Genomic DNA, 19484 nt, shown 5'->3' with positions numbered 1-19484 from the left:
AACGGCGACTGCTGGCACAGTCGCCGCAAAAGAACCGGTGTCAGGGACACCGGCCGAGAGTCCCACCGCGCCATGGAGGCAACGCAGTGCAACGCCGCTCGTGAATGAGGTTGTCGCGTGTCTACAGCCCCCAGCGCAGCAACAGCAACACCAGCACGACCAGGAACACCGTCTCCCCCACCATCAGCAGAATGGGTTTGATACCGACCGCCGCCAGCTCCTTGAGCTGAGTCTTCATGCCCAGGGCGCTGATGGACACCACCAGGCACCAACGCGACAGTTCATTGACCGAACCTTGCACCACCGGGGCAACCCAGCCGGTGCTGTTGATACAGGCCAGCAGCAGAAAACCGACGGCGAACCACGGTAGCAGCGGTGGTCGCTTGCCGGTCGGATCGGCACCCTGCATGCGCGTGACCATCGCCGCACACACGATCACCGGCAGCAGCATCGCCACCCGCATCAACTTGACCACTGTTGCGGTATCGCCAGTTTCGGTCGACAGGCTGTAACCAGCGCCGACGACCTGGGCGACATCGTGGATGGTCGCCCCCAGGAACACCCCCGCCACTTGCGGCGACAACGACAGCCAATTGGCAATCATCGGGTACACGATCATTGCCAGGGTCGACAGCGCCGACACCCCGATCACCGTGAACAACGTCGCGCGTTCTTTCTGTGGATGATTGGGCAATGCCGCCGCCAGCGCCAGCGCCGCCGACGCACCACAAATCGCAGTGGCCCCGCCGGTGAGCATGCCGAACAAGCGCTGAAATCCCATCGCCTTGGCCGCGATCACCGAGACGCCGATTGTCACCACCACCAGAATCACCACCAGCGCCACAGGCTTCCAGCCCAGCGCGGCAATCTGCTCAAGGGTGATGCGCATGCCGAGCAAGGCCACGCCAATGCGCAACACAGTACGTGCAGTGAATTCGATGCCAGCCTTGCAGGCACCCTCACTGGCCAGGAAGTTCAGCGCCATGCCCAACAGCAAGGCAAACAGCATCACCGGCGCACCGTAATGCTCGGACAAAAAGGACGCGGCGGCCGCCACGATCAAGCTGACGATAAAGCCTGGCGCCAATTCGCGCGTTCGGCTGTGGATACGGGTAAGCGCGATAGCGTTCATGGCGCGGGCTCCTCGCAAGCGATGACGATGAATGCCTGGCCGTCTATTGTCTCGACCGGATAGTTGGCAACTTTGACCTGGGTTGAATTGAGCAAGTAACCGCTGCGCAGATCGAAGCGCAGGCCATGGGCGCAGCACTGGATCACCCGCCCCTCAAGGCGCCCGCCACACAACGAAGCGCCCTGGTGCGGACAACTGTCGTCAATGGCGAACAGGTCACCTTCGATGTTGAATAACGCCAGGCTTTTACCATCGCATTCGAACAGCGCACGACCGCCTGCCGGCGGGAGTTTTCCAGCGGGCACGGGGATTCGAAGACTCATGCCGGTTGCCGCGCGCGATGACTGTCGAGCAAGGCTTCGCACATGGCGTCAAGTAGCGCCTCGGCAGGCTGCGCGCCCACCACCGTCAGGCGACCGTCAAACTGAAAACTGGGCACGCCGCTGGCGGCTCCCGCCTCGTTGCCAATGTAAGGATCGCCGTCGCCTTGCAGGCAGGAGGCCATGGCATCAGGGTCGAAACCACACGACCGGGCGATGGCAAGCAAGGTCTCCTGGCTGCCCAGATCCTCACCGCTCTCTGATCCCTGAAGCTGGAAATAGGCTGCGAACAAACGCTCAAGCAAAACATCGCATTGGGCGCTATTGCCCAGCACCTTCGCACGCTCCAGCAAGCGATGGGCGTCGGCGGTATTGGGCATGCGGACGATGCGACTCAAATCGATGGGCACGCCCACCGCCATCGCAGCCTGCTGCACCTGGGCCAGGCGCATCGCTACGGCTTTAAGACTGCCCAGGCGCTTGAGGTAAAAATCGACAAAGGGTTCACCCTGTGCCGGCAGCTGCGGCAGCAATTGCACCCCGTGCCACACCGTGGTGATTTCCACGCCGGGTTGCTGGACACGCAGCAGGTCTTGCGCGCGCTCCAGTTGGCGCTTGCCGATCAGGCACCAGGGGCAGATGAAATCGAAAAACACATCAATACGTAAACGACCACTCACAACTTCACCTCTAACACCGCTTTGCCAATCGAATCGTGGACTTGCTCGCCCTGAAGCCGGGCCATGTCCTTGTGGTAATGACACTTGGCGTAAAAGAACACGGCCGCTGCCGCGATACTGACCAGTGGCACCATTTGAAAAGCCGCCTGCAAGCCGATGAGGTCGGACACCCGGCCGGTGATGAACGGCCCAGGCGCCAGCCCCAGCATGTTGTTGGCCAAGGTCAGCGTGGCGAAGGCCGTGCCATGGACCGAGTAATGGGTCAGGTTGGCAACCATGGCTCCGCAAGGACCGGTCGTGCCGGCGGCAATCAACATCCCCAGGCAGATCAGCACCAATTGCACAGGCCCTGCCGGCAGGGCGAAGGCCGTCGACAACAGCAGACAACTGCCCAGGCAATAGGCGATGGCCAAAGCGACTTTGCGCTCCGGCGAAGGGCGACACAGTCGATCGCTGAGCATGCCGCACAGGATCATCCCCGCGCCGCTGCACAGCACGATGATCGCCGCGACGCCGCCCGCCTTGTCCGTGGCCATGTCGTAATAACGATTGAGGTAGCTGGGCATCCACACAATCACGGTGCCGCCGACGAACAGTTGCAAGCCACTGCCGATGTAGGCAGCGATCACCGAGCGGCTGGAAAACAGCGTACGCAACGGACGCTTGACCGCGGCAGCCGCCTTGTTCGCCGCCTGCGCGGCACGCTGCGGAGCAATGCGTGCTTCCTTGACGATGATCGGGTAAAGCACCGCCAGCAGCAGGCCGAACAGCGCCATGCCGGCAAACGACCAGCGCCAGCCCAGTTTGGCGGCGATGGCACCGCCCAGCGCCATGCCCAACACCGAACCGAACATGCCGCCCGCCATGAAGGCACTGGCCAGGGTGGCACGCATGTGTTTGGGAAACACCGAAATCACCACCGCGATGCCGACGCTGCCATAGGCTGCCTCGCCGACACCCACCATGAAGCGGGCGATAAACATCTGCTGGTAGTCCTGCGCCAACGCGCAGCCCAGTGTGGCCAGGCTCCACAACAGCGCCATCAACGCCAGGCTTTTGACCCGACCGAAGCGATCCGCCAACAACGACAAGGGGAATGTGAGCAGGCCGACCATCAGGGCAACAATGCCACTGAGCAGGCCGAGCTGACCGTCGCTCAGGGCCCACTCGCCCTTGAGCATCGGAAACACCGCATTCAGTACCTGGCGCGACATGTAATCGGAAATCAGCAGGCCGAACGTCAGTGCGAATACGATCCAGGCATACTTGCGCGCAATGCCGACGCCACTGCCGTCGTCATCGTCTGCGGCGATTGGGTGAAAGGCCATGCAGCCTCCTCAAAGCTTCGTTTTATTGTTGTTATCAAGCGTGTTGCCATGCAGCGAGCGGGAGGCGTTTAACCGCCCGCTTCGTCTGCCGATCAGTCGATCAGCCGCGTTGCGGCACACCTTTTTGTCCGGCCTTGCGGTTGGGGGCCATGCCATTGGCCAACAGGGTTTCTTCGATGCTTTGGTACTGCACACCGATGCGATAGATCTCGCGGGCTTCTTTACCGGTAGCGATTTCGCGACCCAGTTCATGGGCGATGCGTACGGTTTGCTCGATTTGCTGCACCGAGCTGAAACGCTTGCCCTTCTGATCAATGATCGTGTCTTCAATCCCCACGCGAGGGTGCAGCCCCATCGCCAGCGCCATGGTATTGAACGGCAGTACGTTCTTGAGCAGCGATTCGGCGGTCAGGGTGCAACCGTCCGGCGCACGATGGATGAAGTTGAAGAAGTTGAACGGATTGGGGCCATCGAAACCGCCGCCGATGCCGATCCAGGTCAGGTTCAACGGGCCCTTGTAGACACCCTTGCGCACCAGACGCTCAAGGGTCTCCATGGCATGCATGCCGGTCAGTTGGAAATGCGGCTGGATGCCGTTGTCCATCAGACGCTTGAGGTGTTCGGCGACCCAGGCCGGGCCAGCCGGTACGGTCATTTCGCTATAGGCCGCCTGATAGGCAGGGTTGGCCAGGGACGTACCTTCCAGGTATTCCGGATACAGCAACTCCATGATGTTCATCTGGGTGGTGTTGATAGCCACCGTCACCTGATCCGGTTTTGGCGTCAGCTCCGCGAGCATGTGGCGAGTGTCGTCAGACAGCCACTTGGCCGCTTCACCATCGCTTTCGGGGGCGAAGGAAATCGAACCGCCGACCTGGATGATCATGTCCGGCACGGCTTCACGCACACCGGCGATCAACTCGTTGAACTTGGACAGACGCTTGGAACCCTTGCCGTCCAGTTCGCGCACGTGCAGGTGCAAAACCGTGGCACCCGCCTCATAACAATCGACCGCTTTCTGCACCTGCTCATCCATGGTCAACGGGATGTCTTCGGGAAAGTCTTCCGGCATCCACTCGGGGCCATACGGGGCCACGGTGATGACTACCTTTTCCATGTTTTCCGGGTGCAGGGAATCGTCGAAGAATTGCATGGGTTACTCCTATTATTATGGTTGTCCGCACGCCCGGATCGCGCCGGGCGGACGTGTCTGTGAGAGCGAATGCAGCTGCGGTCGATCGTTAAGTCTTGTCGCCGATGATGCCGGCGCGTTCCATCTTGCGATGGCACGGCGGGTAATCCATGACGGCGTAGTGCTGGGTACTGCGGTTGTCCCAGATGGCGATGCTGTTGGGTTTCCAGCGCCAGCGCACCTGGTACTCGGGGATGTAAGCCTGGCTGATCAGGTAGCGCAGCAACTCACTGGCACCCGGGTTGGCGTCCTGGCCGAAGCGCACCCGCTCGGGGGTGTGGTAGTTGCTCAAGTGGGTGGTAAAGGCGTTGACGAACAGCACCTTTTCGCCAGTCTCCGGATGGGTACGGACCACCGGATGCTCGGCATCCGGGTACATCGCCTTGAGCGCCAGACGCTTTTCAATCGGCATCGCGGCACCGAAACTCGCTTCGATGCTGTGGCGCGCACGCAGGTCGGCGATCTTCGCCTTTACGTCATCCGGCAACCGTGCGTAGGCCTCCACCATGTTGGCCCACATGGTGTCGCCGCCAACTGGCGGGCATTCCACGCAACGCAACACACAGCCCATTGGCGGCGCTTCGCGCCAGGTCGCATCGGTGTGCCAGGCGTTCTCGTAACGGTCCATCGGCTGGTCCGGGCGCTTGTAGATGCGCACCAGCCCTGGATGATCCGGATCACTGCCGGCCACCGGGTGATCCTCCAGTTCGCCAAAGCGCCGGGCGAAGGCCACGTGCTCGGCCCGGGTGATCTCCTGATCACGCAGGAACACCACGCGATGCGTGAGCAACTGAGCACGGATCTCGGCAAAAAGACCGTCGTCATGCACCGCATCGGCGAGGTTGACGCCCAGCAGTTCCGCGCCAATGCTGCAGGTCAATTGTTCGACTTTCATGGAAGACGACTCCCTTAAATGACGAAAATCGATGAGCCCGTGGTCTTGCGTGATTCCAGGTCACGATGGGCCTGGACGGCATCCTGCAAGGCATAGTGCTGGTTGATCTCGATCTTGATCCGGCCGCTGCCGACATGGTCGAACAACTCATTGGCCAACGCGGTTTTTTCCGCCGGGTCGGCGATGTAGTCGGCCAGGGCCGGGCGGGTCATGAACAGCGAGCCTTTCATCGCCAGCAGTACCGGATCGACAGCCGGGATCGGACCGGAGGCCGTGCCGACGCACACCATCAGACCGCGACGCTTGAGCGAATCCAGGGAACCCATGAAGGTGTTCTTGCCGACACTGTCGAACACCACGTTGACACCAACGCCGTCCGTCAACTCGCGCACACGCGGGGCGACGTCTTCATGGCTGTAATTGATCACATGGTCGCAGCCATGGGCCTTGGCGATTTCACCCTTGACCTCGGTGGACACGGTGCCGATGACGGTCAGGCCGAGCAGCTTGGCCCACTGCGCCACGATCAGGCCCACGCCACCTGCGGCGGCGTGCAACAGAATGCTGTCGCCAGCCTTGAAATCGTAAATGCGCCGCATCAGGTACGACGACGTCAGGCCGCGCATGGTCATCGCCGCGGCGGTCTCGAAACTGATGGTTTCCGGCAACTTGATCAGCGGTGCGGCCGGGATCAACCGTTCGGTGCTGTAGGCACCCAATGTATTGAGAAAACCGGTGTAGGTGACGCGATCCCCCACGCGCACGTTGGTAACCCCCTCGCCGATCGCCTGGACCACGCCGGAGGCTTCGACCCCCATGCCATTGGGCATCGGGATCGGATAAGTGCCATTGCGAAAGTAGGTATCGGCATAGTTCAGGCCCACCGCCACATGACGCAGACGAACCTGACCTGGACCGGGCTCGCCGACTTCGACGTCCTCATAACGAAGGACTTCGGGACCACCGGTTTCGTAGAAGCGTACGGCTTTGGCCATGTTTTCTTATTCTCCAGTCTGCAGGGTTGGCGTGCAGCGTCGATTTGCGCTGACTGGACTGTAGGACGCCGCCAGACGAGCCGCTTCTCATCAGACGACAATGGCTTTTCATTTCATGACAGTGAGCCGGCAGGCAGGGGTGGCATCCACAGGCCACTCGTCGGGCGACGCAACCCGACTGATTGACAGCGATGGGTGCTTGCGCAATCATTATTAAATCGCATGCGATACAAACGCACACGATACACAACTTACATCATTCGAAACACTGAGGATCCACCCCATGAGCAAGATCGAAAAAGTCCTGATGACCGGCAAAACTCACACCACCGCCAGCGCCGCTGGCAACACGTCGCGTGGCCATAACGGCAGCCTCGACATCACGCTGTCGTCGCCTGGAAGCGCGAAACCGGCGCACGTGTTCGCCGCTGCTCAGCCACACCCGACCGCCGAGCAATTGTTCGCCGGTGCATGGTCGGCCTGTTACACCGCCGCTGTCGGGCTGGTGGCCAATGACATGAACGTGGTGCTGCCGTCTGATTTGTCGGTCGACATCGAAGTCGATCTGGGCCAGACCGGTGCGGCCTACTTCCTTCAGGCTCGATTGACGCTCCGCGTGCCGGGTCTGGCGCACGACGTTGCAACGACACTGGCGCACACCGCCGATCAGATTTGCCCGTACTCGAAGGCGACGCGCGGCAATATCGACGTGGCCCTGAACGTCCTCACGGTTTAACGCACCGCGATTGGCATTTTTTTTACCCACATACATCGCATGCGCTTTAAGCGCATGCGAATAACAAGGCCAAACCCATTCCGATAAAATCGTACACGAGGTATATTTTGCTTTTGCGAGCCTTCTACTTTGGCCAATGAGGAAGCACATGAAACGCACCGACAAGACCGTCCCCGCTGATCTGAAGCTCTCCGACTTCCTGTGTTTTGCGGTCTATTCCACGAACCTGGCCTTCGGCAAGGCCTACAAGCCGATACTCGAGCACTTGGGGCTCACCTATACGCAATACATCACCATCGTTGCGCTATGGGAGGAAGACCACCAAACCGTGGGCAGCCTGGGCGAGAAACTGTTTCTCGAATCAAACACGCTCACACCGATCCTGAAGAAGCTGGAAGCGATGGGCTATCTGCAGAGGCAACGTGATCCCGAGGACGAACGGCAGGTGCGGATCAGCCTGACGAAAAGTGGTCGACAGCTGCGTGAAGACCGTCCCGAAACGGGCCTTTCCCACGCAACGGGTCTGGAACCGGAAGAGTTCGCACAGTTGCAGAACGCGATCGTGAAACTGCGCAACAACCTCATCAAATCGACGAAAGCCGAGGGATGAGCAAAACAAATACCTTGATACCGGAATGAAAAAACGGGCGCCCTGATCGGCGCCCGTTTTTTATTCAAAGGCTCGCTGGCAGGGCTGCGGTTACTGCCCATGAGTACTCCGCTTGTCGCCCCGTTTTGATATGTTTATTTTCATGCAGTTGATTTGTGAAATATTTTATGTCATTTATAGCCTCGCAAATCATCAGGACAGTCCACCTCGCCAGACCGGACGGCAGCCCCGTATCACCAACGCCCCATCCAAGGAGTCAACAATATGAACAAGACAGAACTTCTAGGTGCTCTGGCACTGTGCGCCGCAAGCTTGCTGGCACACGCCGACGAGGACAGCCTGCGTATCGGCATCGAAGCCGCCTACCCGCCCTTCTCTTTCAAGACGCCGGAGGGCAATGTCAGTGGTTTCGATTACGACATCGGCAACGCGCTGTGCGCAGAGATGAAGGTCAAGTGCGAATGGGTCATCCAGGAATTCGACGGCATGATCCCGTCGCTCAAAGTGCGCAAGATCGATGCGGTGTTGTCGTCGATGTCGATCACTGAAGACCGGATGAAGTCGGTCGACTTCAGCAAAAAGTACTACCACACGCCGGGCAAGTTCGCGATGAAGAGCGGCAGCGTGATCAACGACCCGCTGGTCGATCTCAAAGGCAAGAAAGTCGGCGTGCAACGCGCCTCGACCTACGACCGTTTCGCCACCGAGCAGCTGGCGCAAGCCGGTGTCGAAGTGGTCCGCTACGGCTCACAAAATGAAGCCTTCCTCGATCTGGCATCAGGTCGCCTGGACGCCACCCTCGCCGACATCGTCAACACCGACGAGAGCTTTATCAAAACCCCCATAGGTAAAGGTTTCGCGCTGGTTGGGCCGGACATCAACGACCCGAAATACTTCGGCAGAGGCGCCGGGATCGCGGTGCGTAAAGGCGACAGTGCGAACGTTGCACGCCTGAGCGCAGCGATTGACGCCATCCGCGCCAATGGCAAGTACCAGCAAGTGATGGCCAAGTACTTCGCCTTCGATATCTACGGCGAATAAGCCGTTACCCGAAACCCTGGCGCCGGCGTTTGCGGGTGCCAATTCTGGCTTGTCTCGCGCGCCTCCCGGCGCTCGCTTGAGGAACTTCATCATGCTTCACGGCTACGGATCGAGCATTCTCGATGGCGCCTGGCTGACCATTAATCTGGCCCTGACTTCCATGACCATGGCGATTGCCCTGGGTCTGATCGGCGCCGCCTTTCGCTTGTCACCGTTTAAATGGCTGGCGGTGCTGGGCGAAGGCTATACGACCCTGATTCGCGGTATTCCCGACCTGGTGTTGATCCTGCTGATTTTCTACGGCGGCCAGGATCTGGTGAACCGCATTGCCCTCGCGCTCGGTTACACCCGCTACATCGACATCAACCCCTTTATCGCCGGCGTCTGCACCATGGGTTTCATTTTTGGTGCCTACCTCTCGGAGACCTTTCGCGGCGCCTTTATGGCAATCCCCAAAGGCCAGGGCGAGGCCGGTGTGGCTTATGGCATGAGCGGCGCTCAGGTGTTCTGGCGGATTCTGGTGCCGCAGATGATTCGTTTCGCCATTCCGGGGTTCACCAACAACTGGTTGGTGCTGACCAAATCCACCGCGCTGATCTCGGTGATCGGGTTGCAGGACATGATGTTCAAAGCCAAAAACGCAGCGGACGCCACCCATGAGCCGTTCACGTTTTTCCTCGCGGTTGCCGCGCTCTACCTGATGCTGACCAGCGTGTCATTGCTGGTGCTGCGCTATCTGGAAAACCACTACTCGGTCGGCATCAAAGCCGCCGAACTGTGACGGGGAGCACAGCCATGATTCTCGACTACAACCTGATCTGGGAAAACCTGCCGCTGTACCTCAATGGCGCCTTGTTGACCCTCAAAGTCCTGCTGATTTCCCTGGCCGTTGGCCTGGTGCTGGCGATTCCTTTAGCGCTGATGCGCGTCTCCCGATCGCCGTTGATCAGCTTCCCGGCCTGGCTCTACACCTATATGATTCGCGGCACCCCGATGCTGGTGCAATTGTTCCTGATCTATTACGGCTTGGCGCAGTTCGAAGCGGTACGCCAAAGCGTGCTCTGGCCTTACCTGTCCAGCGCAACCTTTTGTGCCTGCCTGGCCTTCGCGATCAATACCAGCGCCTATAGCGCGGAACTGCTGGCCGGCAGTTTGAAGGCCACGGCCCACGGCGAGATCGAAGCCGCCAAGGCCATGGGCATGTCGCGCTTTACCTTGTACCGCCGCGTGCTCCTGCCGTCGGCCTTGCGCCGGGCACTGCCGCAATACAGCAACGAAGTGCTGATGATGCTGCAGACCACCAGCCTGGCGTCGATCGTCACCCTGGTCGACATCACCGGAGCCGCTCGTACGGTCAGTTCGCGGTTCTATCTGCCATTCGAGGCGTTCATTACCGCCGGCCTTATCTACCTGGCCCTGACCTTCATCCTGGTTCGTCTGTTCAAGCTGGCCGAGCGCCGCTGGCTGGCCTATCTGGCACCGCGCAAGCACTAAGGAGCTGTTATGGAACACATTGAATACCTGTTGCCGTGGGGTGCCTCGGGCACAGAACGACGTCTGTCGCTGTTTCGTTTTGGCAGCGGGCCGCGCAAGGCTTACATCCAGGCCTCCCTGCATGCCGATGAGTTGCCGGGGATGCGTGTGGCGGTTGAACTTAAGCAGCGTCTGCGCGTGCTGGAAGAACAAGGTCGCCTGAATGGGGTCGTCGAGTTGGTGCCGATGGCCAACCCGATTGGCATCGCCCAGATGTTCCAGGCCACCCATCAAGGTCGTTTTGAGTTCTCCAGCGGGAAGAACTTCAATCGTGATTTTCCAGAGCTGGCCGAAGCTGTGGCGGCGCTGGTGAAAGGTCAACTGGGCGCCCACGCCGACGTCAACACCGGGCTGATCCGCCGCGCCATGGCCGATGTTCTCGCCGACATGCCACCGCCGACCTCGGAACTCGATGGCCTGCGCCGCCTGTTGCTTTCACATGCCTGTGACGCCGATGTGGTGCTGGACCTGCACTGCGATTTCGAGTCGATCATGCTGCTTTACGCCATGCCGCAACACTGGCCGCGCCTGCGCTCATTGGCCGCTCGACTGGGTGCCGGCGCCGCATTGCTGGCCGAGGATGCGGGCGGCAGTGCCTTTGATGAAGCCTGCGCGATTCCCTGGTTGCGTCTGGCCGAACTCTTTCCTGAAGCCGATATTTCTTTGGCCTGTGTGGCGACCACCATTGAACTGCGCGGCATGGCCGATACCGAACGCGAGCCCTGCATCGACAGCGCGCAGGCCATTCTCGGCTATCTCGCCGAACAAGGCCTGATCAGCGGTGACTGGCCCGCCGCGCCACCGACCGAGTGTGAAGCGACGCCATTCGCCGGTGCGCAGTACGCCTACGCACCGCACCCGGGGGTGGTGAGTTATCTGCAACCGCTGGGTGCCCGGGTCAGGGTCGGCGACCCGCTGTTCGAAGTGATTGATCCGCTGACCGATCGCCACAGCATCGTGCGCGCCAGCACCGACGGCATCCTCTATGCCCGTGAACGTCTGCGCTTTGCCCAGCCCGGTTTGTGGCTGGCCAAAGTGGCCGGTACTCGCCCTATTCGCCAAGGCCGCTTGCTCAGCGACTGATTCCAGAGAGTTGAAACCATGTACAAACTTGAAATTCAGGATCTTCACAAAAGCTACGGCACCCACGAAGTGCTCAAGGGCGTGTCCCTGGAAGCGAAGGCCGGTGACGTGATCAGCATCATCGGCTCCAGCGGCTCCGGCAAAAGCACCTTCCTGCGGTGCATCAACCTGCTGGAGCAGCCCAACGCCGGCAACATCGTGCTCAATGGCGAACCGCTCAAGCTGGTGACCAACAAACTCGGCGGGCTCAAGGCTGCCGAGCCCAAACAGCTACAACGCATGCGTTCGCGACTGTCGATGGTGTTTCAGCACTTCAACCTCTGGTCGCACATGAGTGCCCTTGAAAACGTCATGGAGGCCCCGGTGCATGTGTTGGGCATCAACAAGAAAGAAGCACGGGAAAAGGCCGAGCATTACCTGAACAAAGTTGGCGTGGCGCACCGCATGGACGCCTGGCCGGCGCACATGTCGGGTGGTGAGCAGCAGCGGGTAGCGATTGCCCGGGCGCTGGCCATGGAGCCGGAAGTGATGCTGTTCGATGAACCGACTTCAGCCCTCGACCCCGAGCTGGTCGGCGAAGTGCTGAAAGTCATGCAGGACCTCGCACTCGAAGGCCGCACCATGGTAGTCGTGACCCACGAAATGGGCTTTGCCCGCGAGGTCTCGAACCAGCTAGTGTTCCTGCACAAGGGCCTGGTCGAGGAGCGCGGCAATCCGCGTGAAGTGCTGGTCAATCCACAGTCCGAGCGGCTTCGGCAGTTTCTGGCCGGCAGCTTGAAATAACCACCGGCTCGCTCACCGCTCCCTGGCTTGGCGATGCACAACGAGGTTTGGCATGCGATACACTCCAGCCAACCTCGAACCAAGCCTTCTCCAACCCTTCAGGAACTGTAGAGCCGGACATGCCGACCCCTTCGAAAGACACCACGGTCTATGCCGCGCCGGTGATGCGTAAACTGGCGGAAATCGTTTCCGATCTACAGCCGTCACTGCGCAAGGTGGCGGATTTTATCCTGCGTCACCCGCTAAGGGCCGCGACGCTGACCATCGAAGAAATGGCCCATGAAACCTCCACCTCGCCGGCCGCGGTCAATCGTCTGGCCAAGGCACTGAACCTGGGTGGCTACACCGGCATGAAGGCCGAGCTGGTCGCAACGTTGCAGCAGATGGTGTCGCCGGTCGACAAACTGCGCAACGAACTGGCGCATCGTCCCGGCGGTGCGTTTGGCCTGCATGAACAAATCCAGAGCGCCACCAGCAACCTCGCCACGGCAGCCACCAACAACCACGCCGACACCTTTGAAGCGTTCGTCACCCGCCTGATCGAAGCGCGCAAAATTTACATCCTGGGCTTTGGCAACAGCGTCTACTTCGCAGGCCTCGCCGCCTCGACCCTGATGCCCTTCTGTGCAGACGCCACCGCCATCAGCATGGAGGGCGGCAACGAAAACGCCGCTTACCGCCTGGCCGCCATCACCGATCAGGATGTGTTGCTGGCGATCTCCCTGCCGCGCTATTCCCTCGATACCCTGCAACTCGCCCGCTTCGCCAATGAGCGCGGCGCCTCGGTGCTGGCGATCACCGACTCACCCGCATCGCCGCTCACCAGCATTGCCGAACACGTGCTGTTTGCCCCCGCCGACCATCCGGTGATGACCAGCTCCAACATCGCCGTACTCGCCTTGATTGAAGGTTTGGTGGCGGGCGTGATGGCGCGCAATAAAGAAGCGGTCAAGCTGGCGACCGAGCTGACCGAGAGCGTGATGTCTTATTTGCATATTCCTGCCAGCAGCAAATCGTCGAAGAAGTGATATCTGGCGAGGGGTAGTTGTCCCTGGTGGCCGATACTCTTGGGCTAGAAACTGAAGGCAAGTACTGCCCTGCAGAAAGGTTACTCAATGCCGAAGAAACAACCGGAAAGCAAAGCGGCGACTGCTGCTGAAATTGAGCGCTCCATCCAGGCCCTGAACAAAATGGCAGAACGCCTTTGGGGTGATGGCCGGGAAGCTGAGGCGAAAGCCCTCCTTGATGCCTTGGATGCACTAAACCGGGCGCTTGATCGGATCAGGATTGGAGAAAGTCGAAGGATTTCGACTCTCCATTAAGATGTATGAGTCAATCGGCGGTTGAGGTGAAGGCTGGGCGAATAACCCAGGTGAAAAATTTTTGGATGCTTTCCCCGTCCTCATAGCGCTATCAAAGTCATCTATCGAAGCCTTTTTAAACCCGAATGCCAACTATTTCAGCAGAGCTGGCCATTTTCCAGGTACCTACTCTCGCTCCTTACGGTTTGGATATTCATTACTTCACCGTCACATAGGATGAGCAATCGTTTAGCAACTTCCGCGTGCTCTGCCGCCATTGCTAGCGGGCCTTGCCCTTGGCTATGCAATTTGAGTTGACGAACGTGGCAGTGTGCTGCAATGACTGACGTATATCCGGTTTGGCTATTCCATGCCTGTTGGCAAATTGCTCGACCGCCGCTGTATCAAAACGAGTGGTCTGGATAAAGTCCAAGGCTTCGGGTTTTGTATTCAAAAACCGCGCGAAGGGAGGAATAATCAGTAGCAACTTCAGCAATCGGAGTGAAATGTAATGCTTGGGAGACTTTAAGCCCAAAGGTTGTGCCACCTGTGCCAGGAGTTCTCGCAAGTTGGGAGTTTGGTCATCAAGCGCCAGCAATTCCTGGCCCACCATGGCAGGATCAAAAGCACAAACCGCCACCAGCTCAACCAGGTAATCCACGGTGACCAGTGGCAGCCAGTGCTCGGCGGTACCGGGCACTGCAGTCAGCTTTCCCTGCACAAGGTTGCGTATCAGCTCCACCAGCGGCTGACCGTCAAGGATATGCCCCGTGCGGCTGTGGCCACAAACTGTCGCGGGGTGGACAACGGTAATCTCCCCGCCCTTGGCGGACATGACCTCCAGGGTCGCAAAATGCGCCTCCAGCTTGCTCCCCTCGTAACCACCGACATGCCGGTAGACGGCAGGCCAATTCGTCAGCTCCGGATAACGAGGATCAATTCCGATGCGTTGCAGATGTTCATGATTTTTCAGCATGTAGCCGCCGATCATCACTAACCGGCTTTTTTGCTCAGCCGCCAACAGCGCCACGCGCTTTGCCCCTTCCACATTCACCGCACGAGAATGCTCCACTGAAAGCCCCCAAGCGAAGTGGGCGCCCAGGTGGAATACGACTCTGGCGTGCCTTAGCACTTCTCGGTCAGCAAGACTCAGCCCGAGGTTGTCCCGTTCCAGATCGCCAGCTACGGCAAATACCCGGGTTGCGTTCCCTCCCAAATTGTCGACTTGCTCGCGCAGTGCAGCTAGTCGCTCCGGGCGACGCATCAACACCCGAATGGTGTGACCTTTTGCACTCAGGTACGCCACCAAATGTTGACCGACGAAGCCGGTACCCCCCGTGACAAAGCACTCCACGCTCATTTCCCTGTTCCTTGTTTAAGGTGAGAAATCAAGCGTAAACTATCGACCCAACTCTACAGTCAAGCGGTGTTTTCATGAAAATCGGCGAACTCGAAGCCCGCAGTGGCGCCAGCCGCCATACACTGCGTTACTACGAGCAAATCGGTCTGATCTCATCGCTGCGGCAAACTAACAACTATCGCGTTTACACAGCGCAAACTCTGCAGGATCTGGACTTTATCCAGCGCGCGCAAAGCATGGGGTTTTCCCTGGGGGAAATAGGCGAGATTCTGGATGCGCAGCGGAACAAGCTGATCGATTGTGCTGACGGCGCTAAGCTCATTGAAAAGAAGATGGCAGAAATCAAACAGAAAATCGCCAACCTCCAAAGCATTTATCGGTATCTGGATGAAGAGCGTGCAAACCTCGAAGCCAGTGCTGCCAAGCAACTTGAGCTTCAGCAGCTGAACAACTCTTCCAACTGAACTGTCAGCATCTAGAAGACGGAAGCTGCAGCCTGCTTCCAGTTTCAAGCCCCCCCTTACGCATTTTCTAAAACCTTCTGGCCAGGCCCTGGACAGTAAGCGTCCGCCCAACAGACCTTGCGAGGTTAAATGGGCGCCCATCCATGCGGCAGCAACTCGGTAATCTCACTCGCCCGCTGCATCGGCAGTCGCGTGAGCACGCCCTTTGGATACGCATACGGATCATGGCCGTTAAGCCGTGCCGACGGGGTCAAACTCATAATCGCAGCCGCACGTTTGCCGCTGCGTAACAAGCCCGCGAATAGGCTCTTCAAACACATATTCTCAAATGAAGTGGCTTTGACTTTGCAGCCTGGTACGTGCACATTCTGGCGCTACGTGAGGATGGATGCCTCGGTGAGGCTTAAGGAGAATGCCGTGTTTCCGATCAATATCTGGCTTGCCTATACTGCCGCGTGCTTGCTATTGGTGCTCGCACCAGGCCCGGACAATCTGCTGGCCGTAGGCCGAGGACTCAGCCAGGGCAGGATAGCCGCTATCGTGTCGGGGATGGCATCTGGGGCGGGAATTCTCTTTCATGTGGCAACCGCTTCGCTAGGACTGACTTTGCTGATGCAGACGTCCGCCGTTGCCTTCTGGGTCGTCAAGCTTATCGGCGCCGGTTATTTGCTTTGGCTTGGCATAAAAGTCCTACGCTCTCGTAGCCTGATTAGCTTCCAGCCGGCGACTCGGCAATCACTGCCGAGCATTTTCCTCACGGGATTACTCTCCGCAGCACTCAATCCGAAGCCTGGGTTTTTCGTCCTTGCGTTCATCCCGCAGTTCGTCGACCCACAACGCGGCTCAGTGAGCGTGCAGATGCTGGTGTACGGCATATGGTTCGCCGCCCTTACGGCAGTGGGATTCGCACTTATGGGCGTATTTGCCACTGTACTGTCCCGATTTTTGCGTCAGAGCCCACGGCTGGTAAATGGCCTGAACGTAGGGGCAGGACTCACCTTCGTCGCTTCGGGAGTATCGATAGCGGCGCTCAGCCAAAAATAGGATCAATGTCTTGGCGCTGCGGGGCTGGAATTCCAGCCTCGCGGGGTTTCTATGATTATGACGCTGGCTACTTTAAGGCTGATCTTTCGTAAGCGTCCGGTAGACACGCCTAGACGACCTCATTTCAATCGAATGGTGTTCGTCATCTCCAGGCAATCGCCGTTACTGCGACCGTGAATCCATACAACCCTTAGCCCTTCAAACCTCGTTCACGTCAAAAGCCTCGGATAAGCTTTGCCAGAAACGGGGATGCATCCAGCCAATACACTTTAGCTGTCAGGTTCAAACGAGTATTCAAATGACACTTGTGCCGGCTCACCATGACCAGCAACGTAGTTACCATTACCGCTAAGATTTACTAGATCCCCCGTGCCTGCCCCCTTCACGACACTCCAAGTGCTGCGCGCCTTTCCCTCCGAAAATGATCCCGAATGCCGAACAACAAATGTTCCGCTCTTACCTGCTACCACACCACAAATCCGTTCAAAACCAACAAAGCTAGCTGTGCCGTCAACGCTATAAGACATGAGGTATTCGACGCTACTTGTTCCCTCGATGGCGCCAGAATAGGACTGCGTGACTTTGGCGTGTGAGAGTTTCGGAGTGCCCTCAAGTTCTTGAGACGGCTTCTCGTCCCAGCCAGTTATCTGAAACGTGCAGCTAACAGTCATTTTCATGGGGATTTAGCTCTTTCGTCGTAGTAAGGGAATGTGCTGGTCTGATGTGCCGGGAACACCGTTCTGCCTAATTATACCCGTTGCCACCTATGCGGCAGCAGTTGCTGACAATCACTAGCCTGGTGCGTAGGCAGGCCGTAGCTCTGTATATCCGCTCGCCTTACCCTAGATATTTAGCTGCGTGTTTAAGTACACCCGGTGTTACTTCATCGAGGCTACAACGCCTTGCGTCGTTGCCTACGCCTGCGCCAGAATCCGCCGGCTTGTGCGCTTTGGGGCTCATAGGTAACTTGATTCGCATCACTGCCCATCAGTGATCGAGTTAACGCATTAATGACGGTGGCGGCATGGGTGACTGTGTGTATAGGTGCGTGCCGGCCAGCGGCCCCCCCTCGCCCGGAATGATCCACTCGATATCTTCGGCAGACCTGGCTTATCGCCGCGGCCCATGGCTGCAAAAAAATTCTTCACAACCTGGACATTCTCTTGTGTGCTCATCGAAATCTCTCCATTTCCTTTACCCAGGATCGTGTCCGATCCAACCGAACACGTTGTTGGCCTGCTGGTGAGGACGTGGTGTCGGTGATTCAGCCGATATCGACACTCATGGCGATGTCCCAGGTGCCGGCGCCGTTTTTAGCCAGGCCGATCATCATCAGACCGAGCCACTCGAGTGTCTGGGCCATCTGCAGGCCGCCGACATCCAACGGACGCAGCCCGAGACTCTCAAGGAAGGTCGAGACGCGCGCCTTGGCGTCCGCATCGTCCGCCGCAATGAACGCATCGAGGCGTTCATCCTTCGCAAGTACATGGCCGAAGAGGGTATTGAACGCCTTGACAACATGCGCGCTGGCCGGGGCGCCCTTGGCGATCTCCTGCGCACCGGAACTGCCGTGGGGGGTAACGAGGCCCGAAAGATCGGGAGCAACCGGGTTGGTGATATCGATGATCACCTTACCGTCGAGCGCGTTCCCAAAGTCGGCCAGTACAGCCACCGCCTTGGTGTACGGTACGGCGAGAATGACGATCTCGCCCGCCGGAGTGGCGCCGTAAGTCCCTGTGATCGCTCCGGATGCGATCTTGTCGACAAGCGTCTGCGCCTTGGCGGGATCGCGACTGACAACCTCGACGGTGTGTCCGGCCTTGGCGATACGGCCGCCAACAGCCGCAGCCATGCCTCCCGAACCGATTATGCTGATAGTGCTCATGTGCAGTCTCCGTTTGAAATCGGGTAGTTTTTCATCGTTTCTGGACGGGTTACGCTGTCACGGCTTGGCCACCCGCCGGGAGTAGTGCGACCCGGCGGCGTGCCGTCACCTCATCAGTCGGCCGGAAAGTAATGACCGCTATCAAGATCGGCGAAGAGTCCGGGCTGAGTCGGTTCCCAGCCAAGAACCCGGCGCGTGATAGTGTTCGATGTCGGGGTGTCCAGCGTGACCAGATTCGCAAGGAACCCGAAGTATCCGGGCAGCATCAGCACGTCCGCGGGGATAGACACGGCCGGCAGATTCAACCGGCTGGCAATAGCTTCGGCGATCTGGCGGTACGGAACAGCCACGTCGGCGATTGCATGCCAGCTTCTGCCCGCCGCGCCTTTTTCCAGCGCCAGGCGAAACACGGTGGCGAGGTCACGGGCATGCACGGCCCCCCAACGGTTGGCACCTTCTCCGGGGTAGCCGACGACACCCTTTTCCCTGGCCAGCCCGATCAACAGCGGAAGGAAGCCGGCGTTATCGGTGGAGCTGTGCATGATCTCAGGGATCCGCACGATAGAAGACCGTATGCCCTTTTCGGCGAGACCGATCACCGTGGTTTCCACGATGTTCCGAACCCGCAGGGTATTCTTGTACGGATCGCCGCCGGGAAGGGGCGGATCCTCCTCGGTGGCCGGCCGGCCCAAGCCCTCCCACCCGGGCGAGCCGACGCTTCCAGACACGACCAACGGCTTTGCGCTTCCGGCCAATGCTTCGCCATAGGCGAGCATGATCTCAAGCTCCGCGGCCGCAACGGCGTTGATCCCGCCGGTTGGGATCAGGTCCTGCCGATGCGCGAGATGAATGACGCCGTCCGACGCTGCGGCCGCTTCCTTTAGCCCGTCGAGATCCTCAAGATTGCCGCGACGTACCTTGGCGCCGAGCGCAGCAGCCTCCGCCGCGGCCTTGTCGGACCGAGCCAGAGCAGTGACCTCATGGCCGGCGGCTATAAGATCGGAGATGATGTACGGACCGGAATGGCCGGTGCCGCCGGTAACAAAAACATGCATATGCGTGTTCCTCGTGGGTGATGGGGTGCGGAAAAAGGCGCTAGGGG

At 59.1% G+C, this 19484-nt stretch carries 22 protein-coding genes and 1 pseudogene; 11 read left to right on the top strand and 12 right to left on the bottom strand.

The window, feature by feature from the left end; translation table 11 throughout:
* Nucleotides 1-121 precede the first annotated feature (121 nt).
* The 7 genes from AC1RL4_RS12330 to AC1RL4_RS12300 form a co-directional block, all read right to left on the bottom strand.
* Nucleotides 122-1132, bottom strand: coding sequence for a YeiH family protein (locus AC1RL4_RS12330; protein ID WP_019581936.1), 1011 nt, complete (start codon nt 1130-1132; stop codon nt 122-124).
* On the bottom strand, nt 1129-1455 hold the full coding sequence (locus AC1RL4_RS12325) for a Rieske (2Fe-2S) protein (RefSeq protein ID WP_026286598.1): 327 nt from the start codon (nt 1453-1455) through the stop codon (nt 1129-1131). Before AC1RL4_RS12325 ends, AC1RL4_RS12330 begins: the two co-directional genes overlap by 4 nt.
* On the bottom strand, nt 1452-2132 hold the full coding sequence (locus tag AC1RL4_RS12320; protein ID WP_230172879.1) for a DsbA family oxidoreductase: 681 nt from the start codon (nt 2130-2132) through the stop codon (nt 1452-1454). Before AC1RL4_RS12320 ends, AC1RL4_RS12325 begins: the two co-directional genes overlap by 4 nt.
* The gene (locus AC1RL4_RS12315; RefSeq protein WP_019581934.1) at nt 2129-3460 is read right to left on the bottom strand and encodes an MFS transporter; all 1332 of its coding nucleotides are present in this window, start codon (nt 3458-3460) and stop codon (nt 2129-2131) included. The genes AC1RL4_RS12320 and AC1RL4_RS12315 overlap by 4 nt, the downstream gene beginning before the upstream one ends.
* A 100-nt stretch (nt 3461-3560) precedes the next feature.
* Nucleotides 3561-4613: a beta-keto acid cleavage family enzyme gene (locus tag AC1RL4_RS12310; protein WP_028939801.1), complete on the bottom strand. Its 1053-nt coding sequence runs from the start codon at nt 4611-4613 to the stop codon at nt 3561-3563.
* An 88-nt stretch (nt 4614-4701) separates the two neighbouring features.
* Nucleotides 4702-5547, bottom strand: a complete 846-nt coding sequence (locus AC1RL4_RS12305; RefSeq protein ID WP_019581932.1) for a TauD/TfdA dioxygenase family protein — start codon at nt 5545-5547, stop codon at nt 4702-4704.
* 14 nt (nt 5548-5561) lie between these two features.
* The gene (locus AC1RL4_RS12300) at nt 5562-6542 is read right to left on the bottom strand and encodes a quinone oxidoreductase family protein (protein WP_028939802.1); all 981 of its coding nucleotides are present in this window, start codon (nt 6540-6542) and stop codon (nt 5562-5564) included.
* A 283-nt stretch (nt 6543-6825) separates the two neighbouring features.
* Here AC1RL4_RS12300 and AC1RL4_RS12295 point away from each other — a divergent pair, with 283 nt between their 5' ends.
* The 9 genes from AC1RL4_RS12295 to AC1RL4_RS12255 all read left to right on the top strand — a co-directional run bounded on the left by AC1RL4_RS12295 (nt 6826) and on the right by AC1RL4_RS12255 (nt 13650).
* Nucleotides 6826-7278 carry an Ohr family peroxiredoxin gene (locus AC1RL4_RS12295; protein ID WP_019581930.1) on the top strand — a complete coding sequence of 151 codons (453 nt, stop codon included), beginning with the start codon at nt 6826-6828 and terminating at the stop codon, nt 7276-7278.
* Between the two features lie 148 nt (nt 7279-7426).
* Nucleotides 7427-7888, top strand: coding sequence for a MarR family winged helix-turn-helix transcriptional regulator (locus AC1RL4_RS12290; protein WP_028939804.1), 462 nt, complete (start codon nt 7427-7429; stop codon nt 7886-7888).
* Nucleotides 7889-8152: 264 nt separating this feature from the next.
* On the top strand, nt 8153-8929 hold the full coding sequence (locus AC1RL4_RS12285; RefSeq protein ID WP_019581928.1) for an ABC transporter substrate-binding protein: 777 nt from the start codon (nt 8153-8155) through the stop codon (nt 8927-8929).
* Nucleotides 8930-9020: 91 nt separating this feature from the next.
* Nucleotides 9021-9710 (top strand): ABC transporter permease, encoded by a 690-nt coding sequence (locus tag AC1RL4_RS12280; RefSeq protein ID WP_028939805.1) that lies wholly within the window; start codon nt 9021-9023, stop codon nt 9708-9710.
* 14 nt (nt 9711-9724) lie between these two features.
* A complete protein-coding gene (locus AC1RL4_RS12275; RefSeq protein ID WP_477748840.1) occupies nt 9725-10423 on the top strand; it encodes an ABC transporter permease in 699 nt (232 codons plus the stop codon).
* A 9-nt stretch (nt 10424-10432) separates the two neighbouring features.
* The gene (locus AC1RL4_RS12270; RefSeq protein ID WP_019581926.1) at nt 10433-11545 is read left to right on the top strand and encodes a succinylglutamate desuccinylase/aspartoacylase family protein; all 1113 of its coding nucleotides are present in this window, start codon (nt 10433-10435) and stop codon (nt 11543-11545) included.
* Between the two features lie 18 nt (nt 11546-11563).
* Entirely contained in the window at nt 11564-12328 is a 765-nt protein-coding gene (locus tag AC1RL4_RS12265; RefSeq protein ID WP_204124436.1) for an ABC transporter ATP-binding protein, read from the top strand.
* 119 nt (nt 12329-12447) lie between these two features.
* Complete coding sequence (locus AC1RL4_RS12260; protein WP_007940239.1) at nt 12448-13356, top strand: MurR/RpiR family transcriptional regulator; 909 nt, start codon at nt 12448-12450, stop codon at nt 13354-13356.
* 87 nt (nt 13357-13443) lie between these two features.
* Entirely contained in the window at nt 13444-13650 is a 207-nt protein-coding gene (locus AC1RL4_RS12255; protein ID WP_028939807.1) for a hypothetical protein, read from the top strand.
* 259 nt (nt 13651-13909) lie between these two features.
* On the opposite strand, the gene AC1RL4_RS12250 is transcribed toward AC1RL4_RS12255, so the two are convergent.
* Nucleotides 13910-14989, bottom strand: a complete 1080-nt coding sequence (locus tag AC1RL4_RS12250) for an SDR family oxidoreductase (RefSeq protein ID WP_230172881.1) — start codon at nt 14987-14989, stop codon at nt 13910-13912.
* Between the two features lie 74 nt (nt 14990-15063).
* Here AC1RL4_RS12250 and AC1RL4_RS12245 point away from each other — a divergent pair, with 74 nt between their 5' ends.
* A complete protein-coding gene (locus AC1RL4_RS12245) occupies nt 15064-15453 on the top strand; it encodes a MerR family transcriptional regulator (RefSeq protein WP_019582817.1) in 390 nt (129 codons plus the stop codon).
* 125 nt (nt 15454-15578) lie between these two features.
* Here the strand turns inward: AC1RL4_RS12245 and AC1RL4_RS12240 are convergent.
* A pseudogene (locus tag AC1RL4_RS12240) lies at nt 15579-15758 on the bottom strand (transposase domain-containing protein); the annotation flags it as partial.
* Between the two features lie 112 nt (nt 15759-15870).
* Between AC1RL4_RS12240 and AC1RL4_RS12235 the strand changes: the two are divergent.
* Nucleotides 15871-16497 carry a LysE family translocator gene (locus tag AC1RL4_RS12235; RefSeq protein ID WP_230172883.1) on the top strand — a complete coding sequence of 209 codons (627 nt, stop codon included), beginning with the start codon at nt 15871-15873 and terminating at the stop codon, nt 16495-16497.
* Nucleotides 16498-16766: 269 nt separating this feature from the next.
* Here the strand turns inward: AC1RL4_RS12235 and AC1RL4_RS12230 are convergent, their stop codons facing one another.
* From AC1RL4_RS12230 to AC1RL4_RS12220, 3 genes are all read right to left on the bottom strand, one after another.
* Nucleotides 16767-17174: a DUF3224 domain-containing protein gene (locus tag AC1RL4_RS12230; protein ID WP_018930269.1), complete on the bottom strand. Its 408-nt coding sequence runs from the start codon at nt 17172-17174 to the stop codon at nt 16767-16769.
* A 587-nt stretch (nt 17175-17761) separates the two neighbouring features.
* Entirely contained in the window at nt 17762-18382 is a 621-nt protein-coding gene (locus tag AC1RL4_RS12225) for an NADPH-dependent F420 reductase (protein ID WP_204124453.1), read from the bottom strand.
* A gap of 113 nt (nt 18383-18495) precedes the next feature.
* Nucleotides 18496-19437: an SDR family oxidoreductase gene (locus AC1RL4_RS12220; RefSeq protein WP_096480794.1), complete on the bottom strand. Its 942-nt coding sequence runs from the start codon at nt 19435-19437 to the stop codon at nt 18496-18498.
* Between the last annotated feature and the right edge of the window lie 47 nt (nt 19438-19484).

It is taken from the genome of Pseudomonas sp. GW822-FHT07A10 (assembly GCF_058798795.1).
The sequence above is the reverse complement of the archived record's forward strand: the minus strand, read 5'-3'. Positions and strand labels throughout refer to the sequence as shown.

What these genes read in the sequence shown, in the direction of transcription:
- AC1RL4_RS12225 (WP_204124453.1), bottom strand. Translation starts at nt 18,382, where the DNA reads ATGAGCACTATCAGCATAATCGGTTCGGGAGGCATGGCTGCGGCTGTT.
- AC1RL4_RS12285 (WP_019581928.1), top strand. Translation starts at nt 8,153, where the DNA reads ATGAACAAGACAGAACTTCTAGGTGCTCTGGCACTGTGCGCCGCAAGC.
- AC1RL4_RS12265 (WP_204124436.1), top strand. Translation starts at nt 11,564, where the DNA reads ATGTACAAACTTGAAATTCAGGATCTTCACAAAAGCTACGGCACCCAC.
- AC1RL4_RS12310 (WP_028939801.1), bottom strand. Translation starts at nt 4,613, where the DNA reads ATGCAATTCTTCGACGATTCCCTGCACCCGGAAAACATGGAAAAGGTA.
- AC1RL4_RS12250 (WP_230172881.1), bottom strand. Translation starts at nt 14,989, where the DNA reads ATGAGCGTGGAGTGCTTTGTCACGGGGGGTACCGGCTTCGTCGGTCAA.
- AC1RL4_RS12220 (WP_096480794.1), bottom strand. Translation starts at nt 19,437, where the DNA reads ATGCATGTTTTTGTTACCGGCGGCACCGGCCATTCCGGTCCGTACATC.
- AC1RL4_RS12315 (WP_019581934.1), bottom strand. Translation starts at nt 3,460, where the DNA reads ATGGCCTTTCACCCAATCGCCGCAGACGATGACGACGGCAGTGGCGTC.
- AC1RL4_RS12270 (WP_019581926.1), top strand. Translation starts at nt 10,433, where the DNA reads ATGGAACACATTGAATACCTGTTGCCGTGGGGTGCCTCGGGCACAGAA.
- AC1RL4_RS12230 (WP_018930269.1), bottom strand. Translation starts at nt 17,174, where the DNA reads ATGAAAATGACTGTTAGCTGCACGTTTCAGATAACTGGCTGGGACGAG.
- AC1RL4_RS12260 (WP_007940239.1), top strand. Translation starts at nt 12,448, where the DNA reads ATGCCGACCCCTTCGAAAGACACCACGGTCTATGCCGCGCCGGTGATG.
- AC1RL4_RS12300 (WP_028939802.1), bottom strand. Translation starts at nt 6,542, where the DNA reads ATGGCCAAAGCCGTACGCTTCTACGAAACCGGTGGTCCCGAAGTCCTT.
- AC1RL4_RS12295 (WP_019581930.1), top strand. Translation starts at nt 6,826, where the DNA reads ATGAGCAAGATCGAAAAAGTCCTGATGACCGGCAAAACTCACACCACC.
- AC1RL4_RS12290 (WP_028939804.1), top strand. Translation starts at nt 7,427, where the DNA reads ATGAAACGCACCGACAAGACCGTCCCCGCTGATCTGAAGCTCTCCGAC.
- AC1RL4_RS12305 (WP_019581932.1), bottom strand. Translation starts at nt 5,547, where the DNA reads ATGAAAGTCGAACAATTGACCTGCAGCATTGGCGCGGAACTGCTGGGC.
- AC1RL4_RS12325 (WP_026286598.1), bottom strand. Translation starts at nt 1,455, where the DNA reads ATGAGTCTTCGAATCCCCGTGCCCGCTGGAAAACTCCCGCCGGCAGGC.
- AC1RL4_RS12255 (WP_028939807.1), top strand. Translation starts at nt 13,444, where the DNA reads ATGCCGAAGAAACAACCGGAAAGCAAAGCGGCGACTGCTGCTGAAATT.
- AC1RL4_RS12275 (WP_477748840.1), top strand. Translation starts at nt 9,725, where the DNA reads ATGATTCTCGACTACAACCTGATCTGGGAAAACCTGCCGCTGTACCTC.
- AC1RL4_RS12280 (WP_028939805.1), top strand. Translation starts at nt 9,021, where the DNA reads ATGCTTCACGGCTACGGATCGAGCATTCTCGATGGCGCCTGGCTGACC.
- AC1RL4_RS12245 (WP_019582817.1), top strand. Translation starts at nt 15,064, where the DNA reads ATGAAAATCGGCGAACTCGAAGCCCGCAGTGGCGCCAGCCGCCATACA.
- AC1RL4_RS12330 (WP_019581936.1), bottom strand. Translation starts at nt 1,132, where the DNA reads ATGAACGCTATCGCGCTTACCCGTATCCACAGCCGAACGCGCGAATTG.